Genomic DNA, 13,733 nt, shown 5'->3' with positions numbered 1-13,733 from the left:
AGCTAAAACATGGCGTGGAATCAGCCCGGTAATAACGGACAGGACCGCGACCCGTGGGGAAGCAGCAATAATAATGGCGGCAACTCCGGCGGCAACAATAAAGGTGGTCGAAACCGTGGGGCAACTGATCTCGACGATCTATTCCGTAAGCTGAGTGAAAAACTCGGTGGTTTCGGTGGAAAAAAAGGTGGAAATGGTTCTGAGCAGGGCCCTAAATTTGGTGGCCGTATTATTGGTCTTGCCGTTGCTGTTGCCGTTGCTGTCTGGGTTGTAAGTGGGTTCTATACTATCAAAGAAACAGAGCGTGGCGTTGTTATCCGATTGGGTAAATTCAGCCATGTTGTGCAGCCTGGCTTGAACTGGAAAATGACGTTTATCGATCGAGTCCGAGCCGTTAACGTTGAATCTGTTCGCGAATTGGCGACAGCGGGTGTCATGCTGACATCGGATGAAAACGTAGTACGTGCTGAAATGAACGTACAGTATCGTGTGACCGACCCTGCGGCTTATCTTTTCAATGTCACCAGCCCGGACAACAGCCTGAGCCAAGCGACTGACAGCGCAGTGCGTGGTGTTGTAGGCAAATACACCATGGAAAAAATCCTGACGGCAGATCGTACCATCGTGCGTAACGATACCCAGAAAGTACTGGAAGAAACCATTCGTCCATACAACATGGGGATCACGCTGCTTGATGTTAACTTCCAGACTGCCCGTCCACCAGAAGAGGTGCAAGTGGCATTTGATGATGTTATCGCCGCACGTGAGGAAGAGCAAAAAACCATTCGTGAAGCTGAATCCTACAAAAATGCTGTTTTGCCTATGGCTAAGGGTGATGCTCAACGCATGATTGAAGATGCCAGAGCCTATAAAGTCAGTGTGGTATTGAATGCTCAGGGTGAAGTGGCAAGTTTTGCCAAAATTCTGCCTGAGTATAAAGCTGCACCGGAAATTACCCGTGAGCGTCTTTACATTGAAACGATGGAGTATGTTCTGAGCAATACCCGTAAGGTCATTGCAAACGAAAAGAGCAATAACATGCTGGTACTGCCATTGGATCAGGTTTTGCGTAAACAAACTGAAGTACCGAAAACGCAGTCATCAGATGCAAAAGTAGCGCCAGAGAAGAGCGGTTCTACAAATTTTACACCTGAACAAGGACAAACAGGTTATAGCAACTCCAGTTATAATCATTCTAGCTATGGCAATCCCAGTAGCCTGCGTGGTGAGACGCCAAGACAAGGGAGACCATAATCATGCGTAAGTCATTCGTCTTTGCTATTGCCGTTATATTGATTGTGCTGTATACGTCGATATTCATCGTGTACGAAGGTCAGCGCGGTATTGTACTGCGTTTTGGTAAGGTTGCGCGTGATGCGGAAAATAAACCACTGGTTTATCAGCCTGGTCTGCATTTTAAAATTCCATTTATCGAGACAGTCAAAACGCTTGATGCCCGTATCCAGACTATGGATATCAAAGCTGACCGTTTCCTGACGCGTGAAAATAAAGACTTGATTGTTGATTCTTACCTGAAATGGCGCATTAAAGATTTCAGCCGCTATTATCTGGCGACAGGTAATGGAGAAATTGCTCAGGCTGAACTGTTGCTAAAGCGTAAATTCAGTGACCGTCTGCGTTCTGAAATCGGTCGTTTGGATGTGCGTGGTATTGTGACGGATTCCCGTGGTCGTTTAACTACCGATGTGCGTAATTCTTTGAACCTGGGGACAAGTGATGGTGATACGGCAGAAACAGCGGACAATCCGGTTGCTTCGGCTGCGGCTAGTGTAGGGCAGGAAACGAAAAGCAAACAGCCCGTTCTGAACCAGAACAGTATGGCCGAGCTGGGCATTGAGGTTGTGGATGTGCGTATCAAACAGATCAACCTGCCACAGGAAATTTCAGAAGCAATTTATCAGCGTATGCGTGCAGATCGTGAAGCTGAAGCACGTCTCCTGCGCTCACAAGGTTTGGAAGAAGCTGAAAAGATCCGTGCAGTAGCAGATAAAACAGCAACTGAAATTAAAGCTAAGTCGAATAGCGAGGCACTTATCCTGCGTGGAGAAGGTGATGCGGAAGCGGCCAAGCTGTTTGCCGATGCGTTCAACAAAGATCCTGAATTCTATGCGTTCATCCGTAGCCTGCGTGCTTATGAGAAGAGCTTCAAGAAGGATGGCAATGACATCATGGTACTCAGTCCAGATAGCGATTTCTTCCGTTATATGAAAGCGCCAGTTAAGCAGCACAGTAATACCAATGACTGAGTCGTTCAGATAGGCGAATTGCCTTAATGAACAAAAGGAAATCTAACGCGGCGGAATGAGTGACCGCTGCCTAAGCCACTGTAAGAAAACTTGCAGTGGCTTTTTTGTTACTACCATCATTACGAATGCTTACTTAACAGCCCGTTAATATGACGAAACGAAATAACAGAAGTGAGAAAAAATACTGAAAGGTGCTAAATGAGATGGTAGAATCCATTTTTAAGCAACCGAGTGAACTTTTGAAATGGGTAAGAACGTTGTCGTATTGGGCACCCAATGGGGTGACGAGGGCAAGGGTAAAATCGTCGACTTGCTGACTGAACGAGCTAAGTACGTGGTTCGTTATCAGGGGGGCCACAATGCGGGCCATACACTAGTCATCAACGGTGAAAAAACCGTTCTCCACTTAATCCCATCCGGGATCTTGCGTGAAAATGTCATTAGCATTATCGCAAATGGGGTCGTTTTAGCACCAGATGCTTTGATGAAAGAAATGAAAGCGCTTGAATCACGTGGGGTTCCTGTACGTGAACGCCTGCTTATTTCTGAAGCCTGTCCGTTGATCCTGCCTTATCATGTTGCGCTGGACAATGCCCGCGAGAAAGCGCGTGGCGCCAAGGCGATTGGTACAACTGGCCGTGGTATCGGGCCTGCATACGAAGATAAAGTAGCACGCCGTGGCCTGCGAGTAGGTGATTTGTTTGATAAAGAAACTTTCGCGGTCAAACTGAAAGAAATCATCGAGTATCACAACTTCCAACTGGTTAACTACTACAACGAGCCTGCTGTTGATTATCAGAAAACACTGGATGATATTCTGGCGGTTGCGGATATCCTGACAAACATGGTAGTTGACGTTTCTGACCTGCTCTATAAGGCAACTCAGAAAGGTGAACTGGTGATGTTCGAAGGTGCACAGGGTACGCTGTTGGATATCGACCACGGTACCTATCCTTATGTGACTTCTTCTAATACCACCGCAGGTGGCGTTGCAACAGGTTCTGGTCTGGGTCCACGCTACGTTGACTATGTTCTGGGTATTATCAAAGCCTACTCTACCCGTGTTGGTGCAGGTCCATTCCCAACTGAACTGTTTGATGAAACCGGCGAGTACCTGCGTCAGAAAGGGCAAGAATTTGGTGCCACAACTGGCCGTAGCCGTCGTACCGGCTGGCTGGATATCGTTGCCATTCGTCGTGCGATCCAAATCAACTCCCTGTCTGGTTTTTGCATGACCAAACTGGATGTGCTTGATGGCCTGAAAGAAGTGAAAATCTGTATTGGTTATCGTATGCCTGATGGCAGCGTGATTGACACTACGCCATTGGCAGCAGAAAACTGGGAAGGTCTTGAAGCAGTGTATGAAACTCTGCCTGGTTGGGATGAAAGCACTTTCGGCGTGAAAGATCACAGCCTGCTGCCAGAAGCAGCACTGAGCTACATCAAGCGTGTTGAAGAACTGACTGGCGTTCCTGTTGATATTATTTCTACTGGCCCAGATCGTGCTGAAACCATGATCCTGCGTGATCCATTTGATGCTTGATTGATAGTTTAATCTTTTAAGCATGTATAACCGGGCTTTATGCCCGGTTTTTACTTTTTGGGGATAGGCTTTTGGGCGAGAGGTTATAAAACGCAGCTCGTTTTGCTTAATTTTTAAAATGACCACATAATGTGAACAGATAATGATAAACCAATAAACATATATTTTATTTCTTGGTTCTAAATAACCGCTGTTATATCCAGTCGCCCAGAGGTGAGTGTGCAGTTAACCAGTTTTACCGATTATGGCTTGCGCGCCCTGATTTATATGGCTTCTCTGCCTGAAGGTCAGATGACTAGCATTACCGAAGTGACTGAAGTTTATGGTGTTTCACGTAATCATATGGTGAAGATAATTAACCAGCTCAGTAATTTAGGTCTAGTTAATGCTGTCAGGGGAAAAAATGGCGGCATTAGTCTGGGTAAGCCTGCCAGCGAGATCAAAATTGGCGATGTAGTCCGTTCACTGGAGCCGCTTTCATTGGTTAACTGTAGTGCTTGCTATATCACGCCTGCATGTCGCTTAAAATTAGTGTTGAATCAAGCGGTAGAAAATTTTTTGCAAGAGTTGGATAAACATACTTTGGCCGATATGGTCAAAGACAATCGTCCCCTTTATCAGTTGCTTCTGGCTAAGTGAAGCGAGAATGAAGCACGGGGAACAACAGCTTGCTGATGACAACAGAGGAATTACGATGTCAAAAGATCCTTTTCAGGAACGAGAAGCTGAAAAATACGAATCTCCTATCCCAAGCCGTGAATACATCTTGGATATCCTTTCTAAACACACCACTCCGGTAAGCCGTCAGGAATTAGCAAAAGAACTTCAGTTAACCAGTGCAGATGCACAGGAAGCGTTTCGACGTCGCCTGCGGGCAATGGAGCGTGATGGACAGTTGATTTTCACTCGTCGTCAATGTTATGCGTTGCCGGAAAGACTGGATTTGTTGAAAGGTACGGTGATTGGACACCGTGATGGTTACGGTTTCCTGCGTGCGGAAGGCCACAAAGAAGATTTTTATCTGCCAGCAGAACAAATGAAAATGGCAATTCATGGCGATGTCATATTGGCACAGCCTTTGAAACCAGACCGCAAAGGTCGCGTTGAAGTGCGTATCGTTCGAGTATTGGAGCCAAAGAACAGTCAGATTGTCGGGCGATATTTTGTCGATGCAGGTATGGGATTCGTTGTCCCTGATGACAGTCGGCTAAGTTTCGATATCTTGATCCCAAAAGAAGAAATTTGCGGTGCAAGAATGGGCAATGTCGTCGTCGTTGAATTGACGAGTCGTCCGGCCCGCCGAATTAAAGCTATCGGCAAGATCGTTGAAGTGCTCGGTGAAACGATGGGAACGAACATGGCGGTTGAAATTGCGCTTCGTACCCATGAAATTCCACATAGCTGGCCACCAATGGTAGAAAAACAGGTGGTCGATCTCGATGAAAATGTACCGGAATCGGCGAAAAAAGGCCGTGTTGACCTGCGTGAACTGCCACTGGTTACGATTGATGGTGAAGACGCCCGTGACTTTGATGATGCAGTTTATTGTGAAAGAAAACGTGGCGGCGGTTGGCGTTTATGGGTAGCGATTGCGGATGTCAGCTATTATGTTCGTCCGCAAACACCTCTGGATACAGAAGCGCGTAGCCGTGGTAACTCAGTCTATTTCCCATCTCAAGTCGTACCGATGTTGCCGGAAATTCTGTCGAATGGACTGTGTTCTCTGAACCCGGAAGTCGATCGCTTGTGCATGGTGTGTGAAATGACCATTTCCGCCCAAGGCAAGCTGTCTTCCTATAAGTTCTATGAAGCTGTGATGAACTCTCATGCCCGTTTGACTTACACCAAGGTATGGAAAATATTGCAGGGCGATCAAGAGCTGCGTGAACATTACCAGCCGTTGGTGACGAATATTGAGTATCTGCATGAGCTTTATCAGGCACTGGAGCAAGCGCGGGAGCAGCGTGGAGCCATTTCGTTTGAATCTGAAGAAGCGAAATTTATCTTTAACGCAGAACGTCGCATTGAGCGTATTGAACCCGTTACGCGCAACGATGCCCATAAATTGATCGAAGAATGCATGATTCTGGCCAATATTGCGGCGGCACGCTTTGTTGAGAAAAATAATGAGCCAGCATTATACCGTGTCCATGATCGGCCCAGAGAGGAAAGTATTTTAAATCTGCGTTCAGTCTTCAACGAACTGGGTTTGAGCTTATTGGGTGGAATGAAACCTGAACCGAAAGACTACGCTCAATTGATGAAGGATGTGGCTGAACGGCCGGATCATGAATTACTGCAAACCATGTTGCTGCGTTCCATGAAACAGGCGATTTATGATCCGGAAAACCGTGGCCACTTTGGCCTGGCTCTGAGTTCTTATGCGCACTTTACGTCGCCAATCCGCCGTTATCCAGACTTGGCATTACACCGAGCGATCAAATATTTATTGGCGCAAGAGCAAGAGAATGGTGCCGTTGAACAGCACTGGACACCAACCGGTGGCTGGCATAACGATATGGATCACATGCTGCAATTGGGCGACCATTGCTCTATGACTGAGCGCCGTGCGGATGAAGCAACAAGAGACGTGGCAGACTGGCTGAAATGCGATTTTATGCAGGATCAAGTGGGCAATGTTTTCACCGGCTTGATTACTAGTGTGACGGGTTTCGGTTTCTTTGTCAGGTTGAATGAGCTGTTTATTGACGGCTTGGTGCATGTTTCAACACTGGATAATGATTACTACAGATATGATAATGTCGGCCAGCGTCTGATTGGTGAATCTTCTGGCCAGACTTATAGGCTTGGTGATGAAGTAGAAATCCGTGTCGAAGCGGTTCACATGGATGAACGCAATATTGATTTCGCCTTGCTTTCTTCGACCCGAAAGGCGCGTAATCAAGGTAAGACTGCGCGAGATAAGGCGAAAAGAGGCACACCAGAGCGTAACAGTAGCAAGAAAGGGCGCGATGATAAAAAATCAGCCAATTTTGAGCCAGACAACGCCTCCCGTAAAAAGAAAAAAGCGGAAAAGCCTAAAGCGAGCAAGAAGAAAACGTCAGACAAAACCAAAAAGATTACTGCAAAATTGAAAGCGAAACGCGTGAAAAAAACGCAGGAAAATAGCTGACAAACACAGATAATCAGGGCGGCTTCTGCTGCCCTCCATTTTTCAGGTATCATTTAAGATATCAGTGAGTTAGGTATCAACCAGTCATGAGTGAAATTATCTACGGTATTCATGCCGTTAAAGCCTTGCTGGATCGCGATCCACAGCGATTCATGGAAGTTTATGTATTGAAGGGACGTGAAGATCGTCGCTTAACCCCATTGTTACGGGAATTGGAAGATATTGGTATTGCGGTTCAACTGGCCAATCGTCAATGGCTGGATACTCAGACAGAAAGCGCGGTACACCAGGGGATCATTGCCAAAGTTAAACCCGGGCGCCAGTATCAGGAAAGCGATTTACCGGATTTTCTATCGCAGTTGGATCGTCCTTTTTTGCTGGTACTGGATGGCGTTACTGATCCCCATAATCTTGGGGCTTGTCTGCGTACTGCGGATGCCGCTGGCGTTGATGCAGTCATTATTCCTCGTGACCGCTCCGCACAACTGAATGCAACCGCCAAAAAAGTCGCCTGTGGTGCAGCAGAAAACGTACCGCTCATTCGGGTGACCAATCTTGCCCGTACCTTGCGTTTGCTGCAAGAAAGCAATATCTGGATTGTGGGAACTGCGGGTGAAGCTACCCATTCGCTGTATCAGAGCAAGCTTACTGGCCCGATGGCCTTGGTGATGGGTGCAGAAGGGGAAGGAATGCGCCGCCTGACACGCGAACATTGTGATGAATTGATCAGTATCCCAATGGCGGGTTCTGTTTCTTCTCTGAACGTGTCGGTTGCGACTGGGGTTTGCTTGTTTGAAATTATGCGTCAGAGAAGCGCCCAGTAATTTATTGTCCTGCATGATGCATTTCATTGGGGCATCATTGGAAATAAGAATAAACGCGTTTTTTCTTTTACCCGTACCTTGAGTTTTTTTTATTGTGCAGGTATAGTTACGCGTCGATTTTTCAGCCGTATTCAACACGTTCCTTGCCTCCATGGGCCACGGCTGACCCTGACAGGAGGCTAATAATCCGTAAGGAGCAATGCTAATGCGTCATTACGAAATCGTTTTTATGGTCCATCCTGACCAAAGCGAACAGGTTCCGGGCATGATCGAGCGTTACAGTGCGACTATCACTAACGCGCAAGGTCAGATTCACCGTCTGGAAGACTGGGGCCGCCGTCAACTGGCTTACCCAATCAACAAACTGCACAAGGCTCACTACGTTCTGCTGAACGTTGAAGCGCCACAGGAAGCGATTGATGAGCTGGAAACTAACTTCCGCTTCAACGATGCCGTTATCCGCAGCATGGTTATGCGCGTTAAGCACGCAGTAACTGAACCATCACCAATGGTTAAAGCTAAAGACGAACGTCGTAGCCGTGACCTGGTCTTAGAAGAAGACATGGCTGATGATGCTGATGAAGCTGGGGACTCTGAAGAGTAATTCCTGTGGCAGCTAATCGTTTGGTGCTTTCTGGCACAGTGTGCAAAGTGCCGATACGAAAAGTCAGCCCATCCGGTATTCCTCATTGCCAGTTTGTGCTCGAACATCGTTCACAACAGCAGGAAGCCGGATGTAGCAGGCAATCATGGTGCAAAATGCCCGTTATTGCCAGCGGACAGTTATTACAAGAGTTCACTCACAGTATAACGGTCGGTAGCCGAATAACCGTTTCAGGATTCATTAATAGCCATCAAGGGCGCAATGGTCTTAGTAAACTGGTTCTTCATGCCGAGCAGATTGAATTGATAGATTCTGGAGACTAGCCAAATGGCACGTTATTTCCGTCGTCGCAAATTCTGCCGTTTTACAGCGGAAGGCGTTCAAGAGATTGATTATAAAGACATCGTTACGCTGAAAAACTACATTACCGAAAGCGGTAAAATTGTACCAAGCCGCATTACCGGCACTCGTGCAAAATACCAGCGTCAGCTCGCTCGTGCTATCAAGCGTGCGCGCTACCTGTCTTTGTTGCCTTACACTGATCGTCATCAGTAATAGGCTCAGTCCATTAACGACTTTGAGAGGATAAGGTAATGCAAGTTATTCTGCTTGATAAAGTAGCGAACCTGGGTAGCCTGGGTGATCAAGTTAACGTTAAAGCGGGTTATGCCCGTAACTTCTTAGTTCCACAGGGCAAAGCTGTTCCTGCGACTAAGAAAAACATCGAATTCTTCGAAGCTCGCCGTGTTGAACTGGAAGCCAAATTGGCTGACGTTCTGACAGCAGCAGAAGCTCGTGCAGCGCAAATTAACGCACTGGGCTCTGTCACCATCGCTTCTAAAGCGGGTGACGAAGGTAAACTGTTCGGTTCTATTGGTACTCGTGACATCGCTGACGCAGTTTCTGCTGCTGGCGTTGCGGTATCTAAGAGCGAAGTTCGCCTGTCTAACGGCGTTCTGCGTACCACTGGTGAGCACGAAGTTCACTTCCAGGTACACAGCGATGTATTCGCACAGTTGAACGTTAACATCGTTCCTGAAGCTTAATCTCTGATTAGCTAAAGCGAACATGTGACAAAAAACGCTGGCATTGCCAGCGTTTTTTGTTTGTATTTTTTTATTACCTATCTCGATTAAAACCTTTCGCGCGTTTACCCATCCTGGCAGGGCTGTTATGCTTGAGTCTTCATTCATTTAATAACAGGTATTTTCATGACAACACCTTCTTTTGAGTCTATTGAAGCGCGGGCGAGTTACGGTATTGGTTTACAGGTTGGGCAACAATTGCAGGAATCTGGTTTACAGGGATTGGAACCAGAAGCATTGCTGGCAGGCCTGTGTGATGCTCTGGAAAATCGTTCTCCGGCTATTCCTGTAGAAGAACTGCATCGTGCGCTGCGCGAAATTCACGAACGTGCTGACAGTGTTCGTCGTGAAAGTCAGCAGACGATGGCAGAAGAAGGCAAAAAGTTTCTGGCAGAAAATGCAGAGCGTGAAGGCGTTAGCAGTACAGAGTCTGGCTTACAGTTCTCCGTTCTGACACAAGGTGATGGTGCGATACCTGCTCGTAGTGACCGTGTTCGTGTGCATTATACTGGTCGCCTGATTGATGGCTCTGTGTTTGATAGCTCCGTGCAGCGTGGCACACCAGCAGAATTCCCAGTGAGTGGCGTTATCCCTGGTTGGATTGAAGCGCTGACCCTGATGCCTGTTGGTTCCAAGTGGGAACTCTATATCCCTCATAATCTGGCTTATGGTGAGCGTGGCGCAGGCGCGTCAATTCCTCCTTACAGCGCACTGATCTTTGAAGTAGAATTACTGGAAATCCTGTAATTTTATCTTTCATCAATGAAATAGTCGGTTATCCGGCTATTTTTTTGCGCGTTTTTTGAGATAAAGTATTCGCTATTCCAGTACAAAATACGCTAAAAATGTAATCTAAAGTTATAGCTGAACAATTAATGCAGAGGTGTATGATGCTACAACAGATCTGCCAATTGGCGCGGGAAGCTGGAGCTGCAATTATGGCGGTTTATCAGGATGAGCAGCCGTTGAAAGTAGAGCATAAAATGGATGATTCACCTGTTACTGCTGCGGATATTGCCGCCCACAAGATTATTAAAGCGGGATTGATGCGTATTGCACCGGATATCCCGTTGCTGTCAGAAGAAGATCCTCCTGTATGGGAGGAGCGCAAAAACTGGCAGCGTTACTGGTTGGTTGATCCGTTGGATGGTACGAAAGAGTTTATCCAGCGAAACGGCGAATTTACCGTCAATATTGCACTGATTGAGGATGGTGTCCCGGTGATGGGCGTCGTTTATGTTCCTGTGCTGAATGTTTTGTACGCAGGGCAGGGACATCAGGCTTGGAAGGAAACCAATGGGCAGACAATTCCTATTAAGGTTGCTGCTGCAATGCTGCCGACTGTGGTGATCAGCCGTTCTCACATGGACGAGGAATTGAAGGATTATCTTACTCAATTAGGAACTCATCAGACACTTTCGGTCGGATCTTCACTTAAATTTTGTATGGTTGCAGAAGGAAAAGCTCAACTTTACCCGCGCTTTGGGCCAACTAATATTTGGGATACCGCCGCAGGCCACGCTGTTGCGATTGCCGCAGGTGCACATGTCACGGATTGGGAAGGTAAGAAGCTAAATTACGCGCCGCGTGAATCTTTTCTGAATCCGGGATTCAGAGTCACTATTTTTTAATTATTAGTTTCTTAATTATTAAGGTGATAATGGTTCCTGTTTTGGAACCATTATGACTAAATTGTGATTACTGAAGTGTTAATGAAACTACAGGTTAGTTGTTCAATTCTTCTTTGATCAGATTGAGGACATGGGTGATATCTTCGTTGCTCAATTTACCATCTTTAACAAATTTCACGTTACCGTTTTTATCCAACACGATGATTGCCGAACTTTTGGGTTCCAGACCCCAGGCTTTCTTGGCTAAACCTTCGCTATCGACAATAAACTGTGACCACGGAAACTCTTTTTTACTGTCTTCGAGACTATTACGAACGAAGACGCTGGTACCAAAAATAGCATCATCAGTATTTACGATGCTGGTTGTTTGATATTTTTCCTTTGGAAGGTCGGCTTGTTTCAACGCTTGAATGAGAGGATCATTCATCTCTTTTGCAGAACTACGGCCAGCAATATGCTGGATGGTTCTTACTTTTCCAGGAAGTTCTGTGCTGTTCCAATTTTGGTAGCTGAACTTGTCATTGATGAGTAGTAACTCGCCTTTATCTGTCACGCTGACCGAAGGGACTGACTGTCCCACTGTGATGTTATGGGCGAATGCAAATACTGAAGTTAAACTCAGCATTGCAGATAACACAATGTTTTTTATCATATTTATTCCTTAGTTAGCATGGTGAAGCATGTTATCAGGGAACGTCACATTCAGCATAGCGCTTGTTAACTGGTCTGTCCTCATAAAAATAAACAAATTGATAACATTTGAAACAAAATATAAGGTAATCCCATGTTAAAGCAACATAATGCTCTATAGTTTCATTACGTTACGTAAAATTAGTGATTGAATCTTTAAAATCAGGGAACAAATTTCTATATGCATAGTCTATACATCTTACACAGCAGTGATGTGTCTTTTGATTCACTGATGGTGTAATGCAGTAGAAACAGTACCGTAAGCAGAATGGGAGGAGAAAAAAATAAATGAAAATCTTTCACCATTATAACCCACTGAAAGTTGCTCTTTACGTAAAAACTCTATTTCGTGGGCGTTTGTATATTAAGGACATGGGCGCTTTTGAATTTAACTACGGGAAGATCTTACCACCCAAGATAAAAGATAAACGTCACTTGCATGTAATGAGTGAAATTAATCAGCAAGTGTTGCGCCTACAGGCTGAAATAGGGTAGTTTTTCTGTAACGACTGACTCACCGAACGGTATGTGTCAGAGTTGATAGCACATAGCGTATGATGAGTATAATTAACGGCCTCGCGGCCGTTTTTGATCGGATTTTTTACTGGGTTTGTGCTTGACCGCTGGGAGATAGGTTGGATTGGGCTGGCGTGTCCACAATTTTCGTCACCAGCAATTGGTCGATTTTGTAATTATCGATATCCACCACTTCAAACTTGTAGCCGCTGAATTTCACAAAATCTGTACGCTTTGGAATTTTCCGCAGGCGAAACATCATAAATCCTGCTATGGTTTCATAATTGCTGGAGTCAGGGAAATCATCGATATCCAGTACTCGCAACACATCTTCGATCGGTGTGCCACCTTCAACAAGCCATGAATTTTCATCACGGACAACAATCTGCTCTTCCTGCCCCTGATCAACTAAATCGCCCATTAAGGTGGTCATTACGTCATTCAAGGTAATGACTCCCATCACCAATGCGTACTCGTTGAGGATGATCGCAAAATCTTCACCAGCCGCTTTGAAACTTTCCAGCGTATCAGAGAGTGAGAGCGTATCAGGGATCATCAGGGCATTACGGGTTTGGACGCCATCTTTCAAGCTGAGGCTTTGCCCGTTCAGAACACGGTTGAGTAAGTCTTTGGAATCCACATAGCCAGTAACATGGTCAATACCGCCATCACAAACGAGAAATTTTGAATGCGGATGGGTGGAGATCTTTTCCTTGATACTGTTTTCGTCTTCATTCTTGTCAAAATAAATGACGCTTTCACGGGAAGTCATGGCAGAAGGCACGGTACGGGATTCCAGTTCGAAAACATTTTCAATCAGCTCATGCTCCTGTTTACGTAATACACCCGCTAACGCTCCGGCTGCAACAACGGCATAAATATCATCGGAAGTGATGTCTTCATTACGTGCCATAGGGATTTTAAAGATTTTGAAGAAACAGTCAGCAAGGCCATTGAACAGCCATACCAACGGGCGAAAAGTTGCCAGACAAAAACGCATTGGATTGACAATTCTCACTGCAACGGCTTCGGGCTTAATCATGCCAATGCGTTTAGGGATCAAATCAGCAAGCAGAATAAAGAGACTGGTGACGATAATGAAAGAACAGATAAAACCAAGTTGATCGGCCCATTCCTGACGCATAAAGTTTGAGAATAGTGTTTTCAGGGCGGGTGAAAATGCGGATTCTCCCACGACGCCCGCAAGGATCGCTACTGCATTCAGACCAATTTGAACAATAGTAAAGAACATGCCTGGCGTTTCTTGTAACTTAAGCACATGGGCAGCATTGAGGTTCCCTTCATCGGCCATGAGTTTTAATTTGATCCTTCTTGAGGCGGCCAGAGAAATTTCAGATAGCGAAAAAAATGCGCTGATTGCACATAGCAAAAGTATTATTAATAAACTATTTAACATAAGGTACCCGTGTTTTATCTCCA

15 protein-coding genes are annotated in these 13,733 nt (G+C 45.8%); 13 read left to right on the top strand and 2 right to left on the bottom strand.

The window, feature by feature from the left end:
* The first annotated feature begins 9 nt into the window (after nucleotides 1–9).
* The 12 genes from hflK (at nucleotide 10) to cysQ (ending at nucleotide 11,087) form a co-directional block, all read left to right on the top strand.
* A complete protein-coding gene (gene hflK, locus PSI22_RS04620; RefSeq protein ID WP_273578770.1) occupies nucleotides 10–1,254 on the top strand; it encodes an FtsH protease activity modulator HflK in 1,245 nt (414 codons plus the stop codon).
* A 2-nt stretch (nucleotides 1,255–1,256) separates the two neighbouring features.
* On the top strand, nucleotides 1,257–2,267 hold the full coding sequence (gene hflC / locus PSI22_RS04615; protein WP_273578769.1) for a protease modulator HflC: 1,011 nt from the start codon (nucleotides 1,257–1,259) through the stop codon (nucleotides 2,265–2,267).
* Nucleotides 2,268–2,511: 244 nt separating this feature from the next.
* The gene (locus PSI22_RS04610; RefSeq protein ID WP_273578768.1) at nucleotides 2,512–3,810 is read left to right on the top strand and encodes an adenylosuccinate synthase; all 1,299 of its coding nucleotides are present in this window, start codon (nucleotides 2,512–2,514) and stop codon (nucleotides 3,808–3,810) included.
* A 219-nt stretch (nucleotides 3,811–4,029) separates the two neighbouring features.
* On the top strand, nucleotides 4,030–4,449 hold the full coding sequence (gene nsrR, locus PSI22_RS04605; RefSeq protein ID WP_038184587.1) for a nitric oxide-sensing transcriptional repressor NsrR: 420 nt from the start codon (nucleotides 4,030–4,032) through the stop codon (nucleotides 4,447–4,449).
* Nucleotides 4,450–4,504: 55 nt separating this feature from the next.
* Complete coding sequence (gene rnr, locus PSI22_RS04600) at nucleotides 4,505–6,943, top strand: ribonuclease R (protein WP_273578808.1); 2,439 nt, start codon at nucleotides 4,505–4,507, stop codon at nucleotides 6,941–6,943.
* Between the two features lie 86 nt (nucleotides 6,944–7,029).
* Nucleotides 7,030–7,767, top strand: a complete 738-nt coding sequence (gene rlmB / locus PSI22_RS04595; protein WP_038191623.1) for a 23S rRNA (guanosine(2251)-2'-O)-methyltransferase RlmB — start codon at nucleotides 7,030–7,032, stop codon at nucleotides 7,765–7,767.
* 205 nt (nucleotides 7,768–7,972) lie between these two features.
* Nucleotides 7,973–8,371, top strand: a complete 399-nt coding sequence (gene rpsF, locus PSI22_RS04590; protein WP_012986939.1) for a 30S ribosomal protein S6 — start codon at nucleotides 7,973–7,975, stop codon at nucleotides 8,369–8,371.
* 5 nt (nucleotides 8,372–8,376) lie between these two features.
* A complete protein-coding gene (priB, locus tag PSI22_RS04585; RefSeq protein WP_071824359.1) occupies nucleotides 8,377–8,694 on the top strand; it encodes a primosomal replication protein N in 318 nt (105 codons plus the stop codon).
* Between the two features lie 4 nt (nucleotides 8,695–8,698).
* Nucleotides 8,699–8,926, top strand: a complete 228-nt coding sequence (gene rpsR / locus PSI22_RS04580; RefSeq protein ID WP_012986941.1) for a 30S ribosomal protein S18 — start codon at nucleotides 8,699–8,701, stop codon at nucleotides 8,924–8,926.
* A gap of 38 nt (nucleotides 8,927–8,964) precedes the next feature.
* Complete coding sequence (rplI, locus tag PSI22_RS04575; RefSeq protein WP_012986942.1) at nucleotides 8,965–9,417, top strand: 50S ribosomal protein L9; 453 nt, start codon at nucleotides 8,965–8,967, stop codon at nucleotides 9,415–9,417.
* Between the two features lie 165 nt (nucleotides 9,418–9,582).
* Complete coding sequence (gene bamJ, locus PSI22_RS04570; RefSeq protein WP_273578767.1) at nucleotides 9,583–10,203, top strand: BamJ family beta-barrel-assembly machinery protein; 621 nt, start codon at nucleotides 9,583–9,585, stop codon at nucleotides 10,201–10,203.
* A 143-nt stretch (nucleotides 10,204–10,346) separates the two neighbouring features.
* Nucleotides 10,347–11,087 (top strand): 3'(2'),5'-bisphosphate nucleotidase CysQ, encoded by a 741-nt coding sequence (gene cysQ, locus PSI22_RS04565; RefSeq protein ID WP_038218754.1) that lies wholly within the window; start codon nucleotides 10,347–10,349, stop codon nucleotides 11,085–11,087.
* A gap of 94 nt (nucleotides 11,088–11,181) precedes the next feature.
* Here the strand turns inward: cysQ and PSI22_RS04560 are convergent, their stop codons facing one another.
* Nucleotides 11,182–11,739: a YtfJ family protein gene (locus PSI22_RS04560; protein WP_273578766.1), complete on the bottom strand. Its 558-nt coding sequence runs from the start codon at nucleotides 11,737–11,739 to the stop codon at nucleotides 11,182–11,184.
* A gap of 326 nt (nucleotides 11,740–12,065) precedes the next feature.
* Here PSI22_RS04560 and PSI22_RS04555 point away from each other — a divergent pair, with 326 nt between their 5' ends.
* Nucleotides 12,066–12,272, top strand: a complete 207-nt coding sequence (locus PSI22_RS04555; protein WP_038191631.1) for a DUF1107 domain-containing protein — start codon at nucleotides 12,066–12,068, stop codon at nucleotides 12,270–12,272.
* 106 nt (nucleotides 12,273–12,378) lie between these two features.
* Here PSI22_RS04555 and paeA read toward each other — a convergent pair whose 3' ends face one another.
* Entirely contained in the window at nucleotides 12,379–13,710 is a 1,332-nt protein-coding gene (gene paeA / locus PSI22_RS04550; protein ID WP_273578765.1) for a polyamine export protein PaeA, read from the bottom strand.
* Between the last annotated feature and the right edge of the window lie 23 nt (nucleotides 13,711–13,733).

The organism is Xenorhabdus aichiensis (assembly GCF_028598775.1).
Classification (GTDB): Bacteria; Pseudomonadota; Gammaproteobacteria; order Enterobacterales; family Enterobacteriaceae; genus Xenorhabdus; species Xenorhabdus bovienii.
This window is presented reverse-complemented; position numbering and strand designations above follow the sequence as displayed.